Raw genomic sequence first — 23,346 nt, forward strand, 5'->3', positions numbered from 1 at the left:
AGACATTACTCCCAAGTTTGGATATGAATCTCCTAGTCCGAGATTCAGTGGGACTTTAACCCACCTGATAAACGTGCTGCCACGCACGCACTATGACCTCCTCCGACTCCCTCTTTACAGTCCACCATTTCGCGTTCACTTATAGGCTTTCTAGCTCCTTTAATATTAAGGGTAAAGTAGGGTCTCCCCAGTTCCGTTAATTACTTTCTTTACATGTCATTCCCCATACCCCGAGAGATTCTTGGGTGCTGTTCCAAGTTCTATACACCTTCCATGGTCTTCGCCTCTTATTCCCAGGCTCGACTTCTCTTTGTCCTCTTTTGAGGTTCTTTTTGACGAGGCGGCAGGATTCACTTTATGTTACAACCTGTAAATTCGCTCGCACTTCCGCAAGGAAGTTGCTTTGTCACAGGGCTTCAACCTTAGGATTTCTCCACAAATTGCCTGTTAGCTACTAGGCGACTTGGTTCTTACCTAGACTGGACTTTCACCAGTTAGCAATTAACGGCTTGCTGGGCACGCGAATAAGAAAAAAGCCACAGAAGCAGCTTTGGGTTGTTCAACTAATGAACTGCTTTAGTTGAATAAGCATTCACATTTTACACTTGATATAACAATTTTAAAAACCTTTGAATAGTAAGTTACAAATAAGTAAAACCATCAGTAGGATGATAAAGAAAATTCCTTTTTTTTCAGGTACTTCTTTCTTTTCACGCATAATTCTTCTATATTTTGATTGAATTTCCCTTTGTTTATCTCCTTTTGTCATGAACAGTCTCCTTTAAATTGAGGGTTTATTTGTAGTAGTTTGACTACGATTAATCAAAATCAAGGTCTTTAAAACATTTAACATCACATTCACCTCTGAAATAATTTCCATTATATGTTAATTTTACCACTGAAATTAAATTCATTCTAGATACAAACAATGCAATTCTTATTCAACTAATCTGTCATTTACTTGAATAAGAAAATCAACAATCTACTTTAACAGAACATAATAAAAAAAAGCATTTTAATATAAAAAGAAGCCGCTCCAACTAAAAGCGACTTCTAATTATAATAAAATATTAAACTAAACTTTCCAAACTCTTATTTAATCGATTTCTCCAATCCTCAGCTAACTCAGGAACTTCCAATATCGCTTTTATTCCTTCAACGTTTTTTGGATTATGGAAATAAATCTCGTTGCAATAAAGAACCGAAACTTTATTTTTTTGAGTTTCAATTAATTCTATTTTCGAATCTTTTCTGATTGTTCCCTCTTTTAATACACGACATAGGTAGCCTGTAAAACCAGTTTCTACTATTCTCTTAAGTGCTACATTCGTTCTCCTTGTAATTGTGTCACAAGGTATTCTACTTTGTGTAATTTGTATAATTGCATCCCCAATTTGGTAGACATCACCAATGCATACGTCTTTTTCTAACATATTTGTGACCGTAATATTTTCTCCGAATGCTGAAAGTGGTAAATTTATATTAAACTCTTTTTCCCAAAGTGCGTAGTGTTCATATGGATACACACATACAGCTCGATCTGTTCCACCGTGATGTTTTAAGTCAGCTACGCCATCACCTTTAAAGCCTTCTTTTGATAGGTAAACTTCTTCTATTCCTTCTTTACAAATCCCCGTTATCATTTCTTTGTTTTCGCCGTATTCCATTTTACTCGGTAATCCTACTGCAAGATTAATTAACTCAACTTTATTTTCCATACTTTCCACCCTCACTTTTTTAAGTTTCTAATTTTAAAACTGGGTTTTATTTTATGTATACTAAAATTTTGGAATAAAAAGGTAAAATACCCTACATACAGCATTATATACTATTTAAAGATAATACAAATCTAAAAAATCATTTTTGTTTCACTTGTACAACTAATAGCATAATAAAAGAAATTAAGACCATTGAAAGCACCCATAACCAAGCCATTTTCATATTTCCAGCATCAATTGCTAAATAAATTGCGGTCGGGACGGTTTGTGTTTTTCCAGGTATATTTCCTGCAAACATAAGTGTAGCACCGAACTCACCTAGTACTCTTGCAACGCTTAATATACTTCCTGACATAATGGCTTTTAATGAAAGTGGAATTGAAATCAAGAAAAAAACATTCCATTCACTTGCTCCACAAACTCGAGCTGCCTCTTCAATCTCATTGTCTACACCTTGAAATCCAGTTTTTGCAGATTGATACATAAGCGGAAATGCTACAACAATTGATGCAATTACAGCGGCCCACCAAGTAAAAACAATTGGCTGTTTAAATAACCATTCGATCATTTTACCAACGAAGCTTTGTCTTCCGAAAATGACTAATAGTAAAAATCCAACAACTGTAGGAGGAAGAACTAAAGGTAACATTAAGATTGTTTCTAGAAGTGTTTTACCTTTAAATGATTTCATAGAGAGAATTCTTCCAGCTATAGTTCCTAATATAATAACGATAACTCCTGCCACAATCGTAACTTTAAGTGAAATCTTAAGGGGAATTAAAAACTCTTCTAACAATTAATCTCCTCATTTCAAAATCAACCATATTTTCATCTATTTTTTAATCTTCTATGAAATTACCTTTTGACATTTCATTCATCAAAAAATCTAAATAATTTTCTTCATCACAAAGGTGGAAATATTGATAATCTTTCAATCTACCCTCTTCAATCTCAAAATGGCTGATCACACAAATAATATTCGTTAATGAATCGAGTAAATTTAGATCATCCTCACTTCTTATTAATACTACTTTTGGATAACTTTCCCTTTTATAACCTTCAATTAAAATAATATCAGTAGAGAAAAAGCGATATAATTCAATTGTTTTCTTTAAATCCCAATTGATAAAATTTGTTCTTAATTGCAAGACCCCATCACCTTCAACACTAGAAACGATAGCTCCAGCATCCAAGTGACGACTACTATCTTTACGATCTATTTCTAAATCAGGCGCACCGCCATGACCATGATGTTTTATAGTAGCAGCTAATAAACCTTGGTGATTGGCCTGTTTAATGAGCTTTTCAGTAAGTGTTGTTTTCCCACTATTTTGATAGCCTACTATTTGCAAAATGGAATAGTTCTTTTTCATCGCTCTCATTTCCTTTTTATTAAATAATTTTATTATAAGGAGCCTACTGAAAAAACACCATTAATACAAAAATCAATTTAATAGATTCCTGTATTGATGGTGGAGCAGTTTATTTAGATGACTATTTTCGTTTACTTTTACTTTCTTTAATTTTAATTTAGTAAAGTCTTTAAGAAGAAGTTCACTAAAAGTTTTTTTCTTTAAATTTTCTGATCATTGTTTTATGATAAGAAAAACGAAAATTAAGTTAAGGGGTATATGTAATGTCTAAAGTCATCCATGAATTTAATGACTATATACGAAAACTGCGTAAAGAATTATTTGGTAAAGGCCCTGAAAGAATCCATACGGTTTTTGTTGAAAATATGGCTGTTTCAACTTTGTATGGAAATCTTACACCTACTGAGCTATTTATCGCTCAAACTTCTGAAGGGCGTGATATCGTACATAATGCTAGAACTAAGATGATTCAAGACGTTTATGCGAAAAATCATCCAGTTAAGTTAGAAGAAATCGTTGATGCTAAGTTTATCAATCTTTTCTCGGATATGAAAGTTGAAGAGGATCTTGCGATTTCAGTTTTTGTGTTTGATAAAAAATTGGAAAACTTAATTGATTAGTTAGTAGAGGCTACTAATCAATTAAGCTTATGTTCCAATCTTATTTATGGAAAAAGTCGCCGCTTTTACCACCTTTTTTTTGAACTAAAAACGTTTCTTTTATGACCATACTTTTATCAACGGCTTTGCACATATCGTAAAATGTAAGGCCAGCGATACTTACAGCTGTAAGTGCCTCCATTTCAACTCCAGTTTTTCCACTACATTTCACTGTCGCACGTATGATTAAATCATATCCATTAGTTGCCTCTACATATTCGAATGTAAAGTCAGTTCCTGAAAGTGCGATTGGGTGACACATTGGAATAATGTCAGAAGTTTTTTTAGCTCCCATAATTCCAGCAATTTGTGCAACATTTAGTGGATCACCTTTTTTAATTAATCCATTTTGAATTGCTTCATATAATTCCGTTGAAATCGAAATTGTACTTTGCGCAATTGCCACTCTTGTAGTAATTTCTTTTTCTGATATATCGACCATTTTAGGTCTTCCTTCTTCATTCCAATGTGAAAATTCACTCATGGGTGTCCCTCCAGGTAAGTCTTAAATTTGATCAATTAAATCCAGTCATTCGGACTATTTATATTCTTAAAGATGATATCGTCACTTGAAAATTGGACAGTCATTATATTCACTTCCCTGAATAACAACTGAACTTTTCGATTGTTTTTATCTAAAATCTCTTTCATTTTTTCGATGCAATTTCGATGATAGAGCGCAAATAACGGTTGAAGTTTATCGGATTGTATTGGGACGATTGCATCAACATTCGCTTTTACTGCCCTTTCGATCATATTTTTTACAAAGTCAGCTGTAATGAAAGGTGTGTCGCAAGCTAGGACAAAATACCAGTCTTTATTCGGTATGTTGGAAAATGCATTGTACATTGCATACAGAGGTCCTTGGTATTCTTTGGCTTCTCCTTCAATGACAAAGTCTAGATCATTTTTATTAAAATACGGAACTAGTTTTTCGTTCGTTGAAATGATAATCGGTGAAATCGAATTTTCCTTTAAGGCTTCTACACTATATTCATACAATAATTTGTCTTTATACGTTTCAAACATTTTTGGTTTACCATAACGGGATGACTTACCACCTGCTAAAACGACGCCAGCTATATTCATTGTCTATTTAATTCTTCAACAAAATGTTGGCATGTCGGTAAAATTAGTTTTGTCATTGCTAGATTTACGGCGTTCTTTGAACCTGGAATTACGTAGATTGCTTTATCATGAAAGCTACCTGCGATTGCTCTACTAAACATAGCCTTTGGACCGATTTCTGTATAACTTAATGAACGGAACAGTTCACCAAATCCTTGCATTTCTTTATCGAGCATTTTTGAAATTGCTTCATATGTAACATCTCTTCTCGTAAAACCAGTACCACCAGTTATGATCATAACTTGAATCATTTCATCTTCGCTCCATGATCTAACAATCGAATCGATCAATGCTATTTCATCTTTTATGATTTTATAATCTTGGACGATATGGTTTTGCTCGTCTAATAAAGCTTTAATTAGTTTACCGCTCTCGTCATTTTCAACAGTTCTAGTATCACTAACTGTTAAAACCGCTGCGTGAACAATCGCTTTTTCATTATGTTTATGCATCATTCTACCTACTTTCAAGCTTTATGAATTCCATCAGCCCCCACTTACTGGTGGAATAAATGCGACAGTATCTCCATCATTTACAATTTCTTCATCTGTTACAAATTCTTCATTTATAGCAGTCATAATCTGATTCAGTTGTGGTAAATCATAGTTACTCATAAGCCAGTCTTTTAACTCTTTTACGTTTATTCCATCTTTATCGGACACAGTTAATTCATCCGTTCCGACTTTCTCACGTAAATGAGCAAATAATAAAACTTTAATCATTTTGATTCCTCCACACTTGGTTTTCCTTCTTGGTATGGTGTATTTTCCAATTGGTCACCGATCCACATCGTACCATCTTCCCAAAACTCTTTTTTCCAAATCGGAACAATTTGTTTAATTCGTTCGATTGCGTATTCATTTGCTTCATAAGCCACTTTACGGTGCGGAGAAGATACTGCAATCACAACGGCAATATCGTTAATCTCTAATCTACCTACTCTATGAGTAATCGCAACAATTGCTTCTGGCCATTTCCCGTGGATTTCATCACCAATTTGGGCAAGTTTTTTTACGGCCATTGATTCATATGCTTGATACTCTAGCGACAAAGTCTTTTTTCCTTTTGTTAACTCTCGAACTGTACCAATAAATACAGTAATTGCTCCTGCATTTCTACTTTTTACTTTATCTGAAACTTCCTCTACAACAATCGGTGTATCGACAATCTGAAATAATGTTTGTTCCAAGTAAACCACTTCGCTTTTCTTAAATTAATAGAGTTCTATTTATTTACTTATATGCAGGTATGAAATCATACCAAGGCCATTTACTTCCTTCATGGTCTTCTAATAATAATAAATCGACCGACATACCTTTTTCATATTTTCTAGTTCCTCCAGGTAAAACAATAAAAGCATCCGTATAAGCTAGTGAAGATACGGCGCTGGACTTATCAAAACCTGCTGGAATTGCTGTTAATTGACCTTCATGATAAACAATTTTACCTCTTACAAATCTTGTAAATGGATTTGGTTTTGGAAAGTTTTCTCCTAAAATTGCACTTACTCTTTTTAAATGTGGTGTTTCGTTAAATAAACAAGTTTGAATAATCGGTCTGACAAATAGCTCAAATCCAACAAAACAAGCGGATGGATTACCAGATAAACCAAATAATAATTTATTTTCAAAATGCGCTACTGTTGTTACACTTCCTGGACGCATTGCAATTTTATTAAATAAAACATTAGCTCCTAATCTTGCGTAAATATCTGGTAAATAGTCATAATCACCAACAGATACACCACCGGTAGTAATTAGAATATCCACTTGCTCTAAGGCATTTTGAACTTCTGAAAAACAAGTATCTAAATCATCGCTAAACTTACCTAAATATTTAGGGATTGCACCTGCTTTATGAATTTGAGCGAGAACCATATAAGAGTTACTATTGCGAATTTTCCCAGGTTCGAGCGGTTCATCGACCTCTAAAAGCTCACTTCCTGTCGCAATGACTCCGATAACTGGCTTTTTCGCTACCGGAACTTGACTATATCCAAATGTAGCAAGTAATGCAATCACTCCTGGGTTGATTTCAGTTCCCTTTTTGACAAGAATATCATCTTTATGCGTTTCTTCCCCTTGGAATGAAATATTATCGCCTTTTTGATAGGAACGTTTAATTTCAATAAAGGTTTTACCTTCCGTTTTAATCTCTTTCGCTAATTCAAGCATGACAACGGCTGAACAACCTTGAGGTATTTGTGCTCCTGTCATAATACGAACGGCCTGCAAATGCGCTACTTCATTTGGAAAAACTGAACCAGCTCCGATTTCTCCAACTACTTCAAAGATTGTTGGATTTTCATTGCTTGTAAGAATAGTATCTTCAGCCCGAATCGCAAAACCATCATATGGAGAGCGGTCAAAAGCAGGTATATCCTGATCAGCTTTTAGATCATCGGCTAATACTCGTCCATATGCTAAATCGATTGATACCATTTCTTGTGATCCGTGTTTGGCAAAATCCATCACTTTACGAACTGCTTCTTCGATTGGTAGTGGTACTCGTTTTTCAACCATTCTATTCATCCTCTCTCTATTAACCTAATAAACGATAATATAGCTTTTTAGCTTCCTGTATATCATTTGTGCCATGAACAAAAACCCTACCGTCTTGAAAAACAACAAATCGATAATCTTCTATCTGACAAGAGATCAAATAAGGATTTCGTTGAACTTTCCCATGTTGTTTTAGTTGATTTTCTAGTTCATTAAAGTCGTAATTTTTAGTCATTGAAGGTCTGATTTGAACCGTATTTCGCCCACAAAGTGTACTTGTTTTCGTTTGATTTTCAAAGGATAAATAAGGATACGTCCTATTTGTTCCACATGAAGGACAATCATCTGATTTGAGTTTGTTCACTTTAAAGGAGTAATGTTGATTATTCCATAAATCAAATGTAAGGAATTTTGGATTAACCACTGAATAATCCTCAACTAATAGTTTTAATACTTCAGCAACCTGATATGCCGCCACTAATTGTACCGTAGGACTAATGACTCCTGCTGTGTCACATGTCACACCAGGTACTGGTAAACTTTTTAATATACAGTTTAAACAAGGCGTTTTACTAGGTAGAATCGTACAACACATACCAAAGCTCCCAACACAAGAGCCATAAACCCACGGAATTTCATATTTCTGTGATAAATCATTTATGATAAAACGAATATCAAAATTATCTGTTGCATCAATCATAACATCAGTGTCCTTCAAATGGACTTCCATATTATCTGCACTTGCATCCATTACTAGCGCATTGATGCTTACATCTGAATTTATTTTTTGGAGACGCCCTTTAGCGGCAATTACTTTCGGCAATTTCTCAAATGCATCTTCTTCGGTATAAAGCTGTTGCCTTTGCAGGTTACTCATTTCAACATAATCTCGGTCAATTAAAGTTAACTTTCCGATTCCAGCTCTAACAAGTGCCTCCGCGCTCGCACTTCCTAACGCACCTGCTCCAACAATTAAAACATGTTTCCTTCTAATTAATTCTTGTCCCTTTTCACCGATCGGAGTAAAAAGCTGCTGACGTGAATAACGTTCTGACATAAGATATCCTCCATTAAAGAGCAGGACCTAGCGAAAGAGATAAATAGTTTTCTCCGGGTATCCTCACCAATTTTTCTGCTTTTCTTGTTTTCCCTAAATTAAATAAAGCAGCATTAAGAAATCCTCATCATATAAGGAGTTCTGAATGCTGCTTAATTTCTCTGCTAAACGAACAGAGATACCAATCATCACTTTCTAATTTTTGGTTAGTGTATTATACAGAACTTGCATAAACTTCAAACCTTTTATTATTGGTAATGATTAACCACCTATATGTGACATTTCAATTTTATGTGATGATTTATCATTCATTTTTTTCGTATTACTTAATCGTTCATCTGAATACCGATCAGTTCGGTTACTCCATATCGAAAGAATCGTTTCTTTAATTTGTTCATCATCTTGGTTAGACCTTACCAATTCTTTTAGATCATAACCTTTCGTTGCAAATAAACATGTATATAATTTTCCTTCTGCAGATATACGTGCCCTTGTGCAAGTCGAACAAAATGAATCGGTCACTGATGAAATAATGCCAACTTCATCATCACTATCTTTGTAACGATATCGATTCGCAACTTCTCCTACATAATTAGCTTCTGTAAATTCTAAAGGCATGACTTCATTGATCAGATCGATGATTGTTTGTTTTCCTACTACTTCATCGAGCCTCCAGCCGTTATAATTTCCAACATCCATATACTCAATAAAACGAAGAATATGTTTTTTCTCTTTAAAATATTGTGCCATCGGAATAATATCTTGTTCATTCTTGCCTTTTTGAACAACCATATTGATTTTAACCTTCATTCCGATGTCAGAAGCAGCTTGTATCCCTTCAAGCACAGACTGTACATTTCCTCGATTACCAGTCATAAAAGAAAATCGTTCTTCATTTAAAGAGTCTATGCTTACGGTCACTCTTCTTAAACCAGCTTCATATAAATCTTTAGCAAACTTTTTAAGTAAAGTACCGTTTGTTGTTAAAGCGATATCTTCAACACCATCTATTTTATTTAATCGTTCAATCAGTTTAGGTAGATTTTTACGTAATAAAGGTTCTCCACCTGTAATTCTAATTTTTCTAACCCCTAAAGATACAAAAATACGCGTTAATCTTTCAATTTCATCGAAGGATAGAATTTTATCTTGTGATAAAAAAGAATAATCCTGACCAAAAATTTCTTCCGGCATACAATAACGGCAACGAAAATTGCAGCGATCGGTAACAGATATACGTAAATCCTGTAAAGGTCGATGATGTTTATCCAATGCAACATTTTTCATAACCATTGCCTCACTTCTTTTTATTTCATAAATGATCTGTTTTTAGTTTCTATTTCACAATACGCTTCGAGTGAGTATATACATTAAGTGACTGATTTCGAATAAATCCAACAGTCGTAATACCTAATTCTTCAGCTAATTGAAGAGCTAATTCTGTTGGAGCTGATTTAGTTAAAATGACTTCACAACCAATTTTAGCTACTTTTAGTAAAATTTCAGAAGATAATCGCCCACTAAAAACAATTATTTTATCTGAAATACGAATATTATTTTTAAGACAATATCCATAAATTTTATCTAATGCATTATGCCTACCAATATCCATTCTATTCAAAACAATCCCATTTATATCACATAAAGCAGCATTATGCACTCCGCCTGTTTCATGAAATAAAAATGCGGACTGTTGCATTTCATTCATTAATCGAAAACAATCCTGAAATGATAGTTGAACATTTACTTCTTTCATTTTTTTTGCAGTTAATGCATCATTTACAAAAACAAACCCTTGTCTACTCATTCCACAGCATGATGTAATATATCTTTTACTCTGAATATCTTTATAATATGGGTTAATATTCTTTGTTTTTACATGGACAAAGCCTTCTTTTTCTTGAAACCATATGTTTTCAATATCCTCGAATTTTCGGATAACCCCTTCGGATGCTAAAAATCCTACGACCATATCCTCGATATATTCTGGAGTACTGACCATCGTAACAAATTCTTGTCCATTGATTTTTACCGTGACGGGAAATTCTGTGACAACGCTGTCTTCAATATAGTTTGTTTCACCATTTTCAAAGCGGAGAATTCTTCTTCTCACCTCAGTTGGTAGCATCGTTAAAGATTCCCTTCTTCCTGAACTATTTTTCATATCGTGTTTATTTAGGAAAATATTCATTAAGAGATAAACCTTTTAATTCGCTTTTTCATTAAAGGGTTCATCTCTTATTATTAATCTCTTTTCTATTAAATACAAATTGTTTTTTCTATTATTCTTTTAGACCTTTTCCCATACCTTTTAGAAAATTAATACCAAAACCAACGGCACGATTTACATCGGGATCTTTTAAAACTTTTACTAAATCAAAAATTCCGACTTTATCATCCTTTTCAAGATGCTTATTTCCTTCATCGATTCCTTTTGTTACGGAATTGATTAGCTTTGTAGTTAACTCTGGGTCTACACTTGAAAGTGCTCCAGCAGCTCCCATAATGTTATTGATGATATTCGTTACTGGCTCGCGGTTCATTTGTCCTAAAGCGATTTTTGTAATTTTCTCTTTAGATTGTAGCATTGAATTTGCAGCTTCAAGGACACCAGTATCATTTAATTCAGAAACGATGTTTAAAATTTTATTTAAGGAATCTTCATTTTCTGCTAATAAAAGCTTCAAATCCTCTAGTTTCTGTTGGTTTTGCTCTTCTTTAGTTGGTTCGTATTTTTGAATCGTCGTGATTGGTTGTGCCATCTTTTTCACCCTTTATTTTGTCGTTAAGTGGACGTATCCTTTTCGTTCCCATTTACGCTGAACCTCAACTCCATTTTGAGGATTTCGCTTTTTATTACGTGGGTTCGATTTTGGCAACGGACTTTCACCTTCTACACGTAATACTTCCATCCGTACTTTCGTTTGTTTATAAGCCGGTGTATTTGTACGGTGATCTTTAGCTGGACCTGTTAAGAAATTGATGGCAGATTCTTTATTTGTTGAATTCATCGGTAAGAACAACTCATTTTTTTGAACTCGGTCCGTAACTAGTGCTGGTAATTTCAGCGCTCCATACGGTGATACTAATCGAACTAGTGAGCCATCTTTAATGCCACGTTCATTCGCAAGCTCTGGTGAAACCTCTACAAAAATCTCAGGTACTTTTAATTGGATACCGTATGATTTATTCGTCATATTCCCTTCATGGAAATGTTCAAGCATACGACCATTATTAATTAATAGGTCAAACTCTTCAGGAAACCGGGCAGGTTCCATCCACTCAGCTAAAGCAAATCTCGCTTTTTTATCAAGGAAATTAAAACCATCCTTATAAAGCAGTGGCGTACTTGCTCCGTCTAAACTTCCCCAAAGGAAACTATCCCAGCCTTCCATCACTTCGTAACTAGCTTGTGAGAATAGTGGCGCTAAGCTTGCCATTTCAGCGAATATTTCACTTGGATGTTGATAGTTCCAATTTGCACCTAATCGGTTTGCAATTTCTTGGACAATCCACCAGTCAGCCTTCGATTCACCAAGAGTTGGTAATGCTTGATATAATCTTTGTACGCGGCGCTCAGTATTTGTAAATGTTCCTTCTTTTTCTAGTGATGGTGCAGCAGGTAAAATAACATCTGCATATTGCGCTGTTTTTGAGAAGAAGAGATCTTGTACAACAAAGAAGTCCAAATCTGATAAAACTTCATCTACATGGTTTGCGTTACAATCGACAAGCGCCATATCTTCACCAACTAAGTACATAGCTTTCATTTCGCCTTTTTCGATTGAATGAAGCATTTGGATATTATCTAGACCAGGTTTCCCTCCGATTTCAACGCCCCACGCTTGTTCAAACTTCATGCGGGCCATGTCATCCGTTACATGTTGGTAACCAGGAAGCCAGCCAGGAAGCGTACCCATATCACAAGCACCTTGTACATTATTGTGACCTCGTAGCGGATACGCGCCAGCACCAGGGCGTCTATAGTTTCCTGTTGCAAGCAGTAAGTTCGAAATCGCAGCAGATGTATCAGAGCCACCAGTGTTTTGCGTCACGCCCATGCCCCATAAAATACAAGTGCCATCTGCTTCATGAATCATTTCAGCTATTTGAATTAACGTTTCCTTTGAAATTCCAGTTACACTTTCGGCATATTCAAGCGTATATTTCTCAAGTACAACTTTAAAATCCTCAAAGAAATGAACATTCTCATAGATGAATTTTAAGTCATGCCAGCCTTGGTCGATTATATATTTTGTTACAGCATAAAGCCATACTTGGTCTGTACCTTGTTTTGGTCTAATAAAGATGTCAGAGCGTTCTGCCATTTCGTTTTTACGAAGATCAGCAACAATCAGTTTTTGTCCATGTAGTTTATGTGCTCGCTTAACTCTTGTCGCTAGTACAGGATGACCTTCTGCAGGATTCGCACCGACGATGATAACTAGTCCAGCTTTTGCGATATCCTTTATTGTACCTGCATCGCCTCCCATACCAACTGTGCGGAATAATCCATCTGTTGCTGGTGATTGACAGTAACGTGAGCAATTATCAACATTATTTGTTTCGAATACTTGTCGTGCCAACTTCTGAATTAAATAGTTTTCTTCATTCGTAATTTTCGAAGATGAAATAAAACCTACAGAGCCTTTACCATATTCTTGTTTAATGGAACCAAGTTTACTTGCAACTAAATCAAGAGCTTCATTCCAGCTCGCTTCAACAAATACGCCATTTTTTCGAATTAACGGCTTTGTAATTCGCTCTTTGGAATTTACAAAATCCCAACCAAATTTACCTTTTACACAAGTTGAAATTGCATTAACTGGTGCATCAGAGCTAGGTTGAATTTTTAAGATTTTACGATCCTTCGTCCAAACCTCGAATGTACATCCAACACCACAGAATGTACAAACTGTTTTTGTCTTTTTCGTACGTGTTTCTCGCATTGCTGCTTCAACTTCTGAAACTGCGAAAATACCACTATATCCTGGCTCTACTTTTTTTACTAAATCGATCATCGGATCAAGTAATTCGTCATTTAATCCAGTCATAAAACCAGCTTCACCAAGCATTGATTTTTCCATTAATGCATTACAAGGACAAATTGTTACACATTGTCCACAACTTACACATGAAGAATCATTAATCGAAACACCTTTATCCCAAATGACACGTGGACGCTCAGCTTCCCAATCAATCGATAACGTCTCATTTACTTGAAGATTTTGACATACTTCCACACACTGTCCACATGCAATACATTGATTTGGATCATATCGGTAAAATGGATGTGTTAAGTCTACTTCACAAGAAGCAACCTTTGGCTGATAAGGATACTTTTGGTGTTCAATCCCCATTTCCTCAACTGTATTATGTAACTTACAATTTCCATTGTTATTATCACAAACTGTGCAATATAATAAATGATTTTCTAATAAACGATCCATTGCTTCAATTTGAGCTTCCTTCGCTTTTGGTGAAGTCAATTGAATATTCATTCCGCTCATTGCAACAGTCGAACATGAGCGTTTTAGCTCTCCATTAATTTCGACAATACAAGTATCACAAGTTTGAATTGGATCGACTTCAGGAACATAACAAATTTGCGGATGACTAATTTCATTATGATTAATGATTTGTAAGATTGTAGAACCTTGCTCTGCGATTACTTCTTTCCCGTCAATCGTGATTGTAACCATGTTATTTTTCACGGTTTTCCTCCCCTTTTTTCACATAAAAAAATCCACCATGAAATAACACATACCTGATAAATAGGCTTAATGTCTTCATGGTGGAATAGTTTATTAGCAAATCGTACTAACATACCAATCCATTTTTTTGTTTACTAAATTGATAGAGTCATAACATTTCCCCATACTATGATTCCATCTCAATAAGTTTATTATAATCGTAAAATGATAATTAAACAATAGATTCACGATATGAAAGTAAAACGCTTACAATACTATTTATTTACTTACCGTTGATTTTAATTTCTCAGCATTTTGATTTAGTTTATTAACTGCCGAACTATACTCTTCTTCCAGTTCATCTATAATATCGGCAATTGGACTGATTTTTGTAATTGCCCCAACACCATGACCAGCAGACCATATTTCTTTCCAAGCCTTTGCATTCGATTCATTTTTCATTCCATCGAAATCGACTTTATCTTTCTTTTTCAATGTTTCAGGATCAAGACCAGCCTTCACTATACTTGGAATTAACATATTCGCTTTAACACCAGAGAATGCATCAGTCAGGACAATATCATCTTGGGTTGCATCAACTAACATTTGACGGTATTCATCATTTGCTAAGCTTTCCTTCGCAACAATGAAACGTGTTCCCATATAAGCTAAATCAGCGCCTGCAGCTTGTGCAGCCAATATACTTTTACCAGTTGAAATACCACCTGCTAACACAATAATGCCGTCCCAGAACGTACGAACACTATCAACGAACGCAAATCCATTTAAATTTCCAGCATGACCACCAGCACCTGATGCAACTAAAATGAGTCCATCTACACCAGCCTCTGCAGCTTTTTTAGCAAACTTCATATCACTAACATCTGAGAATACTAGTCCGCCATAACTATGTACAATATCAACCACTACTTTTGGAGAACCTAAAGAAGTAATGACTAGCTCAGGCTTATGTTTTTTCAACAGCTCAAGCTCTTCTTGTAATCTACTATAAGAACTATGAACGACTATATTCATTGCCCATGGTGCAATTTTACGCTCCGGCTCATTTGCGCGCGCCAAAGCAAGGTGATCATTTAATTGACCCATCCATTGATCAAGCACCTCAATCGGGCGAGCATTCGGTGCTGGAAATGATCCAATTACACCATTTAAACATGCTGCCTCTACTAGCTCAGGACCAGAAACTAAAAACATAGGTGCAGAAATAGCTGGCACCCTCAGTTGACTCCACCATTTTTCAGGAATTTGTTTACTCATTTACTTATCCCTCTTTTCTTTACGGAATATTCAGATTATTAATGATGATACATTAGTAAACTATTATTTTCAACTCTGTCTCATTCAAAAATGCTACTTTGAAAGGTATATCTATTAGCCAGGCTACTAAACTTGATATACAAATATAATATAGTGAATAATAATTTAAGAGTCTTATAAACTCAATACACTAATAGATTCGTAAATCTAATAATCTTATACTTCAATAGTAGATAGAAAAATATTATTAGAATTATGGTGAACCATTATATAATAAATTTACACTTTTTAGTCCAAGACATTCTCTTAGCATGTTCAAAATAAAAAAAGGAAATAATTTCTACATCAAAACAAATTGTGACAAAGTTCTACCAGAGAAAATTGTAGAATAGTCACATATAAGTAAATAATGTAATATAATTGTAATATTCTAATCTGAATTTCAGTAAACATTGATAGATGGACTACTTGGTTATGGGAGGAATTGTTTTGGAAAGTACTTTAAATGTAAAAGGAAATAATATTCAACAAAGAAGATCATTTAAACGGTCTTTGCCTTGGCATTTCATTTTGATTGGCATCATTATTATTATTACACTCATCATTGTGTTCAGCTATCGGGCTAACCATTTTAATGCTCAAATTAAAGTAAACGGCATAAATTTAGGTGGACTGAATGCTGACCAAGCATTAAAAAAATTAAAAACTAGCGAACTTAAAAACATCGTTTATGTTGGCGACCAGAAAATCTTGGATGGAAAAGATACAAAAATGAACTTTACGGAAAATGATCTGCCGGCTATTAAAAAATTAGTAAAAAACCAAAGAACGTTTTTTCCTTCTTCAAAAGAAAAAAATTATTCTTTAGTGCCGAGTAAACGAGATGAAGATCAAATTCAAACTATGAATAAACAGATTGAAGATAAGCTGCTCACTCTTAATAAGAGCTTAAAAGCTCCAAAAGATGCAACTGTTCAATTGAAACAAGGTAAAATTATTGTCTCTAAAAGCATTAGCGGTAAACAATATGATGTCGATCGTCTATTAAAAGACTATAAGGGACAAGAGTATACTAGTATAATCCGTCTAAAACCTGTATACATACAACCAATTAAAGAAGACAATCAAATTGTGAAAAATGAAAAGAAAAAACTTCAAGAACTATTAGGGCGTTCAGTTCAGTATAAAGTTCAAGATAAAGTATATTCTTTAAACGCGAGTGAATTAATTCAAAATGCTTCTGTGTCAAAGGATATGAAAGTTACGATCGACTCTAGTAATCTTAAAAACAAGATTGCTGAAGTAAATAATACTCAATCTACATTAAATAAAAATTTTACATTTAAGACACATTCAGGATCTGTCATCTCAGTTAAAGGAGAAGGCTATGGCTGGGCATTAGATGTTGATAAAGAATCAACACTAGTTCAGCAGGCTTTTGAAACAGGAGAAAAATCGATCACTCCTACTAATATTATTGGAAATGGCTGGAACAATGAAGGTTATGGATATAATACGACCACGAACAATGGGATTGGCGATACATATGCTGAAGTGTCGATTTCAGAACAGCGTATTTGGCTTTATAAAAATGGCAAATTGGTTATCACAACGAATGTCGTAACTGGTAAACACGTCACCGGTGAAGATACTTCAAAAGGAGTTTGGTATATCCTTTATAAACGTACACCATCAATCCTTAGAGGCTCACATGTAGGTCTTGGTTCTTATGAAGTTAAGGTTGATTATTGGGCACCATTCACAAACAGTGGTCAAGGTTTCCACGATGCTAGCTGGCGAAGTAACTGGTCAAGCAATGCCTATCTAGCTGCAGGATCCGGTGGTTGCGTCAACACTCCACCTAGTCTAATGAAAACAGTATATGATAATCTAAGCACATATGAACCGGTAGTTATCTACTAAACTCGAATAGCAAAATAAAAACACTGAAACCTCTTACTTTTATCGTTTCAGTGTTTTTTTTATTAGTTTAATATCGTTACTTTTACTTGTTTTCTACCAAACTTAATCGCATCCTGTTTATTTGGTATAAATACATCGATTCGATTTCCCTTGATAGCTCCACCAGTATCTCCGGCAATTGCTACACCATAACCTTCTACATTTACTTTACTTCCTAGTGGGATTACACTTGGATCGACGGAAATGACTTTTGTATTTGGATTCTCTTTTAAGTTGATTCCAGTAGCAGTAATACCAGTACAACCTTTACAAGAAGCTGTATAAGCAGATGCTTCCATTGTTATTACTTTTAAACCAGCTGAATCATTTGTTTTAGATGCACTCTCTTTTGATGTTGATGCATCTTCTTTTGTTGCTGGTTCACTTTCCTTTGTTACTGGTGTACTTTCCTTTGTTGCTGGTACACTCTCTTTTGTTACTGGTGCACTTTCTTTTGTTGTTGGTACACTCTCTTTTGTTGCTGGTGCACTTTCTTTTGCTGCTGGTACACTCTCTTTTGTTATTGCTGCGCTTTCTTTTGTTGATGGTACAATTTCCTTTGTTTTAGGAACATCTTCTCTTGATGGAGCTGTAGCTTTTGGAGATTCTTGTACTGACTTCACTGTTGAAGTAGTTTTAGAATTTGTTGCTAGATTTGTATTTTTCATTTCTGAATGAGCTATATTTTTTACGCCTTCAAAAATTTTCAGGTTTAATCCAGGTTGAATTAGATCCGTATGTATATTGTTCCATTCTTGAATTTGCGATACTGTTACATCATGATTTTGTGCAATATCCCATAATGTATCACCTTTTATAACTTCATAATGTTTTTCTGGTGTAATGATTAGTTTATCACCTGGATGAATTAAGTCTCCATTTAGCCCGTTTAACATTTTAGTATTTTCAACGGTTGTATTTTTTGCCCGCGATAGATCCCATAGATTATCACCTTTTTTTACTGTTACAGTAGCAGCTTGTACATTAGCACTTACAGATACTGAGAGTGCAGCAGCTGCTAAAATGGTTGTAACTTTAACTTTGTTAATCATTTCTTTTTACCCTCCATGTTCCTTTGTTTGCTAATTTTCACTAATCGTAACATAGATTTTCCTCAAAAAAAGTAACAGGGAGATGTTAAATCATTTCCTTTCAACGCATGTTTATTACGGGTATATAACTAAAATTACTGAGCAAATACCAAAAAAAGGGATTTTCCTCCAACTCTTATCAAAGTAAATTGCCCATATTACTAGGCATTTAGCCCTTCCTCTTATTTGTTAATGACTATTTCAAAATCTGAGAAAGGAAATTACATAAATTACAATAGATAAACAATTTCTACAATGTGTTTTTTCTCTAAGGGCTCTGTTTGAGTAGATTGTTGACTTTTTTATTCAAGTCAATGGCCTGTTAGTTGCATATTAAATGTTATAATAATTCAGATATATCTATTTGTTTGATGTTAGAAAGGATTACTAACATGTGTAAAAGCTTAATTAATAAAACCTCAGAAGATTCGTTGTTTAATGAACTAGCGACTCAGGAACAGTTAGAAGAAATTAACGAAAAGTTTAATCTGGAAATTACAAATGAATTAGCTAATCTTTTAAAAGAAACAAATGGATTCGATTGTGGAGGCGTTAGATTTTGGCCTTCGAATGACATAATAGAAGAAAATATTGAGCGAAGAACACTAGAAGTTTATAAAGATTGTTATATGACTTTCGATAGTTTATTATTTTTCGCGGACGCTGGAAATGGTGATTTTTTGGATTTTCAAGCATTAACGATCACATACAAAAAGATGATATCTATGTATGGAATCATGAAGACGATAGTCGAACACGGATTGCACCATCATTAGAGGAGTTTTTTATTTGGTGGAGTGATGGTTCAATTAGTATTTAATTCTTAATTAATAGAAAGACCTGTGAAAGGAATAGTTGCTTTGAAGAGAATTATTGTTAGTGTATTACTTTTAATAATACTAGTGGTTGCATACGTTGTTTTAATAAAACAAAAATCGCCAATTGAAACGGGTAGAATCGTTCCGAGTGATAATGGAAAAGAAATAGCTATCGAAATTGGTAATATAGGTTTAAGTGATATTCATCTAAATAAAATATTAATAAATAATGAAGAAGTTCCTAAAAGAACAAAGATTCGAGTTGGAGTTGGATTTCAAGAGTATGATAGCTCCAAGGTATTTGATTTTGAAAAACAACATACTAAAGTTCAATCAATCGTATTAAAACAAGATATATCACCTAAAAATTTGATTAAGAAGCAATATCAAGGTACGGCATCAGCAAAAGATAAAGTATACGAGCTCAGCATATTACATAATAAAAAAATAAATAGAATTACTATAAAATATCGTTATCTAGGCGTTTCTTTTGAGCGAGTAATTAGAATAGCTTAACTAACTTGCATTAAATGAACAACCTCAAGCTGCTTCGGTGGCTTTTTTCTTATTCAAGTAAATGGCAGATTAGTTGACAAGAATTTAATTATATCTTGGATCATTTTATAAAAACTTTGTGGAAATTCTACTTCAACTTGTAAACGAATATCATTCTAATGGGACATATTCTAGAGCAAGAAGAGGTGATAGCTTTGATTCAAAAATTACTGCTTTCAATGGATCAAATGATTTCCATTATTCAAAATGGATTAGAAAAAAAGAACTCTCCAAAGCATGTAACCATTATAGGTGCAGGAATTTCTGGTTTAGTTGCTGCATCACTTTTAAAAGAAGCTGGACATCAGGTTACCATTATTGAAGCTAATAACAGAATAGGGGGGAGAATTTACACCAAAAGGGAACCTTTTATTAATAATCAATATATAGACCTCGGTGCAATGCGTATACCTTCTTTTCATTATTTAGTTATTGAATATATAAAAAAATTCAATTTACAAGTAAATGAATTTATTAATAGCACTCCTAATGATCTGATTTTCATGAATAATGTATTAACAAACCAAAAAAATTATGAAGCAAATCCAGACCAATTAAACTTTAAACTAACCTCAAGTGAACAAGGAAAAACTGCAACAGAATTGCTATTATTAGCTGTTGGTCCAGTAATTGATTTTATAAACCAAGATCCTGAGAAAAATTGGGGTATAGTTATCAATATGTATGATCATTATTCAATGTATCAATTTTTAAAATATAACCCTGTTGGTGTATCCTTATCAACTGAAGCAATCAATTTGGTAGAAGCTTTTGTTGGATTAGAAGGATTTCCTGAACTTGCATTTACTGCAATATTAAGAGAAGTTTTAGTACTCCTAACAAAGGACCTAAAACTTTATGAAATTACAGGGGGTACAGATCATCTTATTAATGGATTTTTACCACAACTTAAAGACGATATTGTTTCAAATCAAAGAGTAAAAAAAATTATACAACAAGAATCAAGTGTAACAATCTATACAGAAAATCAAATACTTAGTACTGAGCATCAATTGTCTAGCGATTTTGTTATTTCAACAATTCCTTTTTCATTATTGAATTTTGTAGATTTACTTCCGTTTGAGTCTATTTCATATGAAAAGAGAAAAGTTATTAGAAAGATACATTATGCTAATTCAACTAAAATAGGTCTTCAATTTAAAACGAGATTTTGGGAAAAATATGGATTATATGGCGGGAAAATAACGACTGATTTACCAATCAAGTTTTCATATTTTCCTAGTCATGGTCAAGGGTCGTCGGTCAGTACGGGGATTATGTTAGCTAGTTACACATGGGAAGATGATTCTAGTATCTGGGATAATATGACACAACAAGAACGTATAAAAATTGCTTTGAATGATCTTTCGTATATATTTGGAAATGAAGTGTTTTCGGAGTTTTTAATAGGATATTCTCATAATTGGTCTGATTTTCCTTATTTTGGTGGAGCTTTTGTCATGTTTAAACCCGACCAGGTAAAAGAATTGGGTCAATATATTAGTACTCCAGAAGGGAGAATTCATTTCGCAGGATCACACTCGTCTACTACACCAGGTTGGATGCAAGGTGCGATTGAAGCTGGAATTAGAACAGCTTATGAAGTTAATAGTAGATAAATTAAATATTATGGAATACCTTATTCAACTACCATGAAAATAAACTTCTGAAAAATGAGTAAAAAGGCAACACTAAATAGAAGCAGCTCATTCGTTTTTTTTTAAAGTGTAGCTACTCATTATTAGGTGATATATGGACTGATCTAATAGACTAGGAGGCTTCTGTTATATTCACTATGTAACCTAAGTTTTCTAGTCTTCGTACAGAATGGCGGACAATAGATTCTTGTCTTTGCTTATCAAAGTAATCTTCTCCTAGGTCAACATACATTTCTTTTCGAGTTAAAAGGTAATATGCAATCCTTAACATTGCGTGCGCAACTACGATTGCTGCCTTTTTCTGTCCTTTTCGTCCAGCTGTACGCCTATACAGTGCACCAAGATAGTTTTTAGATCCTCTTACTGATTGAGCTGCTTCTACTAAAGCCGATTTTAAATATTTATTTCCCTTTTTAGATTTACTAGATTTCCTTTTTCCCGCACTCTCGTTGTGACCTGGGACCAATGCTGCCCATGAACATAGATTTGATGCGGAAGGGAATTGATCGCCAACATTTGCTCCAATTTCAGCGAAAATTTGTTCAGCCATTCTTGTGGCAATTCCTGGAATAGAATCGAGTCATGACATTATTAAAGAAATATATAAAGTGGCTTTTTAAAAATAATGGTAGAAAATATGATTTAGCTGAATTTCTAGCTGAGATTTTTTTCCTATTGATCTTGAGTTCATTATTTTCACAAAAAGGTTCTTTTAGATTAATCTTTTTAATGCTGTTTTTGATGCTAAATTTTATTGTTTTATTTGAGGATATTATCAGAAAAATATTAGGTAAATTTAATATGAAATTTCCAAAATGGATAAGTGTTATTACATTTCCAACATTTTTGTTTTTCTTTGTTATCTATAAATATTAATTAATAAAAACTTCATAGGTAATATGCAACTAACGCAATGAATTAGTTTAACAACATGATCGACGATTCGTCGGTCATTTTTTATTGGACTAAATGGCAGTTTAGTTAAATAAGAAAAGGGGATATAACTCTTTTGAGCCATTACTATCATTAGCGTCAGAAGCATATTCAAAACGAATGGGTAAAGAGTTTGAATACATTTCAGGTTGTGATTATGAAACATTCTCGAACGTTGAAGCTTGGAAATAATAATGTTAAAATGCTTTTCCTAACGCATGCATTAATTACATAAGAGTTCCAATAGGTTGTCTAATTAGACAACCTTTTTTAGTTCAAAAATCAACATTTCAATTTAACAAACCCCCTCTAAAAAAGAAAAGGACCTAAACTAGGTCCCTAACACAAAATTAAACGCGATACTCATCCGCTCGCCAATTTTTAATATTTTGTTTAATCTCTTTCGAACTCAGTCCTTCACTTACCGCTCTTTCACTTAACACTACAAATTCCTCATCACTTGAAAATCGTAATGCAATGATTTGCCCCATTGTTAATTGAGGATTTAACGGTTTACCAGTTAGCGTAAAGTGACGAAAATTTTCTTCCATTCGAATGACACGGTCTTGCACTTTGTTCGAATAAAGTCTTGTTAGAAAAAACGAAACAATTAATAAAAGCGAAGTAACTAAAATAAATACTGCTAACCAAATATGATCGCTATTTTTTATCGCGCTGCATAAGTTAACGATTGAACCAATGAGCGTGATTAACGCTAATGGTGCTCCAAAAAAGTGGAAAACTGGATGATATCTAACGTGATGATCTAAGCTTTGCTGTTTCATATGTACATCTCTCCTCTGAATGTGTTTTATGTACCCTATTCTAACATTATTATTCTAACTGCAGTTTTATCATTAAAGAATTTTTATTTACAATAAAAAAATCTAGTAAGCTAAAAAAGCTTACTAGATTTGAATAA

At 34.0% G+C, this 23,346-nt stretch carries 23 protein-coding genes and 1 pseudogene; 5 read left to right on the forward strand and 19 right to left on the reverse strand.

From position 1 onward, the window contains the following. Nucleotides 1-619: 619 nt before the first annotated feature. The 4 genes from ACFWM3_RS22915 to mobB form a co-directional block, all read right to left on the reverse strand. Nucleotides 620-769: a hypothetical protein gene (locus tag ACFWM3_RS22915; RefSeq protein WP_156339613.1), complete on the reverse strand. Its 150-nt coding sequence runs from the start codon at nt 767-769 to the stop codon at nt 620-622. Nucleotides 770-1,070: 301 nt separating this feature from the next. Then, a complete protein-coding gene (locus tag ACFWM3_RS22920; protein WP_390313031.1) occupies nt 1,071-1,718 on the reverse strand; it encodes an MOSC domain-containing protein in 648 nt (215 codons plus the stop codon). Nucleotides 1,719-1,857: 139 nt separating this feature from the next. Beyond that, nucleotides 1,858-2,514, reverse strand: coding sequence for a molybdate ABC transporter permease subunit (gene modB, locus ACFWM3_RS22925; protein WP_390313032.1), 657 nt, complete (start codon nt 2,512-2,514; stop codon nt 1,858-1,860). 43 nt (nt 2,515-2,557) lie between these two features. After that, entirely contained in the window at nt 2,558-3,091 is a 534-nt protein-coding gene (gene mobB / locus ACFWM3_RS22930; RefSeq protein WP_390313033.1) for a molybdopterin-guanine dinucleotide biosynthesis protein B, read from the reverse strand. Between the two features lie 263 nt (nt 3,092-3,354). Here mobB and ACFWM3_RS22935 point away from each other — a divergent pair, with 263 nt between their 5' ends. Beyond that, the gene (locus ACFWM3_RS22935; protein WP_390313034.1) at nt 3,355-3,711 is read left to right on the forward strand and encodes a Na-translocating system protein MpsC family protein; all 357 of its coding nucleotides are present in this window, start codon (nt 3,355-3,357) and stop codon (nt 3,709-3,711) included. A gap of 40 nt (nt 3,712-3,751) precedes the next feature. On the opposite strand, the gene moaC is transcribed toward ACFWM3_RS22935, so the two are convergent. The 12 genes from moaC to ACFWM3_RS22995 form a co-directional block, all read right to left on the reverse strand. Beyond that, the gene (moaC, locus tag ACFWM3_RS22940; RefSeq protein ID WP_390313035.1) at nt 3,752-4,234 is read right to left on the reverse strand and encodes a cyclic pyranopterin monophosphate synthase MoaC; all 483 of its coding nucleotides are present in this window, start codon (nt 4,232-4,234) and stop codon (nt 3,752-3,754) included. 35 nt (nt 4,235-4,269) lie between these two features. Beyond that, nucleotides 4,270-4,839: a molybdenum cofactor guanylyltransferase gene (locus ACFWM3_RS22945; RefSeq protein WP_390313037.1), complete on the reverse strand. Its 570-nt coding sequence runs from the start codon at nt 4,837-4,839 to the stop codon at nt 4,270-4,272. Next, complete coding sequence (locus ACFWM3_RS22950; RefSeq protein ID WP_056467099.1) at nt 4,836-5,330, reverse strand: MogA/MoaB family molybdenum cofactor biosynthesis protein; 495 nt, start codon at nt 5,328-5,330, stop codon at nt 4,836-4,838. The genes ACFWM3_RS22945 and ACFWM3_RS22950 overlap by 4 nt, the downstream gene beginning before the upstream one ends. Nucleotides 5,331-5,363: 33 nt before the next feature. Then, nucleotides 5,364-5,600 (reverse strand): molybdopterin converting factor subunit 1, encoded by a 237-nt coding sequence (gene moaD / locus ACFWM3_RS22955; RefSeq protein WP_390313038.1) that lies wholly within the window; start codon nt 5,598-5,600, stop codon nt 5,364-5,366. Beyond that, entirely contained in the window at nt 5,597-6,067 is a 471-nt protein-coding gene (locus tag ACFWM3_RS22960; protein ID WP_390313039.1) for a molybdenum cofactor biosynthesis protein MoaE, read from the reverse strand. The genes moaD and ACFWM3_RS22960 overlap by 4 nt, the downstream gene beginning before the upstream one ends. A 43-nt stretch (nt 6,068-6,110) precedes the next feature. Continuing rightward, entirely contained in the window at nt 6,111-7,400 is a 1,290-nt protein-coding gene (locus tag ACFWM3_RS22965; RefSeq protein ID WP_390313041.1) for a molybdopterin molybdotransferase MoeA, read from the reverse strand. A gap of 19 nt (nt 7,401-7,419) precedes the next feature. Further along, nucleotides 7,420-8,436 (reverse strand): molybdopterin-synthase adenylyltransferase MoeB, encoded by a 1,017-nt coding sequence (locus ACFWM3_RS22970; protein ID WP_390313042.1) that lies wholly within the window; start codon nt 8,434-8,436, stop codon nt 7,420-7,422. A 261-nt stretch (nt 8,437-8,697) separates the two neighbouring features. After that, entirely contained in the window at nt 8,698-9,723 is a 1,026-nt protein-coding gene (gene moaA, locus ACFWM3_RS22975; RefSeq protein WP_390313043.1) for a GTP 3',8-cyclase MoaA, read from the reverse strand. Between the two features lie 49 nt (nt 9,724-9,772). Beyond that, nucleotides 9,773-10,564: a formate dehydrogenase accessory sulfurtransferase FdhD gene (gene fdhD / locus ACFWM3_RS22980; RefSeq protein WP_390313072.1), complete on the reverse strand. Its 792-nt coding sequence runs from the start codon at nt 10,562-10,564 to the stop codon at nt 9,773-9,775. Between the two features lie 154 nt (nt 10,565-10,718). Beyond that, nucleotides 10,719-11,198: a helical membrane plugin domain-containing protein gene (locus tag ACFWM3_RS22985; protein WP_390313045.1), complete on the reverse strand. Its 480-nt coding sequence runs from the start codon at nt 11,196-11,198 to the stop codon at nt 10,719-10,721. Nucleotides 11,199-11,210: 12 nt separating this feature from the next. After that, complete coding sequence (gene fdhF / locus ACFWM3_RS22990; RefSeq protein WP_390313073.1) at nt 11,211-14,138, reverse strand: formate dehydrogenase subunit alpha; 2,928 nt, start codon at nt 14,136-14,138, stop codon at nt 11,211-11,213. Nucleotides 14,139-14,408: 270 nt separating this feature from the next. After that, a complete protein-coding gene (locus ACFWM3_RS22995) occupies nt 14,409-15,407 on the reverse strand; it encodes an NAD(P)H-dependent flavin oxidoreductase (protein ID WP_390313046.1) in 999 nt (332 codons plus the stop codon). A gap of 459 nt (nt 15,408-15,866) precedes the next feature. Here ACFWM3_RS22995 and ACFWM3_RS23000 point away from each other — a divergent pair, with 459 nt between their 5' ends. Next, nucleotides 15,867-17,330, forward strand: a complete 1,464-nt coding sequence (locus ACFWM3_RS23000) for a L,D-transpeptidase family protein (RefSeq protein ID WP_390313048.1) — start codon at nt 15,867-15,869, stop codon at nt 17,328-17,330. Nucleotides 17,331-17,392: 62 nt separating this feature from the next. Here ACFWM3_RS23000 and ACFWM3_RS23005 read toward each other — a convergent pair whose 3' ends face one another. After that, the gene (locus ACFWM3_RS23005) at nt 17,393-18,421 is read right to left on the reverse strand and encodes a LysM peptidoglycan-binding domain-containing protein (protein WP_390313050.1); all 1,029 of its coding nucleotides are present in this window, start codon (nt 18,419-18,421) and stop codon (nt 17,393-17,395) included. A gap of 431 nt (nt 18,422-18,852) precedes the next feature. On the opposite strand from ACFWM3_RS23005, the pseudogene ACFWM3_RS23010 reads away from it, so the two are divergent. The 3 genes and pseudogenes from ACFWM3_RS23010 (at nt 18,853) to ACFWM3_RS23020 (ending at nt 21,452) form a co-directional block, all read left to right on the forward strand. Further along, nucleotides 18,853-19,280, forward strand: a pseudogene (locus ACFWM3_RS23010) (SMI1/KNR4 family protein). A gap of 40 nt (nt 19,281-19,320) precedes the next feature. Next, nucleotides 19,321-19,794, forward strand: a complete 474-nt coding sequence (locus tag ACFWM3_RS23015; protein WP_390313053.1) for a hypothetical protein — start codon at nt 19,321-19,323, stop codon at nt 19,792-19,794. 218 nt (nt 19,795-20,012) lie between these two features. Beyond that, complete coding sequence (locus ACFWM3_RS23020) at nt 20,013-21,452, forward strand: flavin monoamine oxidase family protein (RefSeq protein ID WP_390313074.1); 1,440 nt, start codon at nt 20,013-20,015, stop codon at nt 21,450-21,452. A gap of 151 nt (nt 21,453-21,603) precedes the next feature. Here the strand turns inward: ACFWM3_RS23020 and ACFWM3_RS23025 are convergent, their stop codons facing one another. Both ACFWM3_RS23025 and ACFWM3_RS23030 read right to left on the reverse strand, forming a co-directional pair. Next, entirely contained in the window at nt 21,604-22,062 is a 459-nt protein-coding gene (locus ACFWM3_RS23025) for a transposase (RefSeq protein WP_390313075.1), read from the reverse strand. A 712-nt stretch (nt 22,063-22,774) separates the two neighbouring features. Further along, nucleotides 22,775-23,209 carry a DUF6526 family protein gene (locus ACFWM3_RS23030; RefSeq protein WP_390313054.1) on the reverse strand — a complete coding sequence of 145 codons (435 nt, stop codon included), beginning with the start codon at nt 23,207-23,209 and terminating at the stop codon, nt 22,775-22,777. Between the last annotated feature and the right edge of the window lie 137 nt (nt 23,210-23,346).

The organism is Gottfriedia sp. NPDC058432 (genome assembly GCF_042721555.1).
Lineage (GTDB): Bacteria > Bacillota > Bacilli > Bacillales > Bacillaceae_G > Gottfriedia.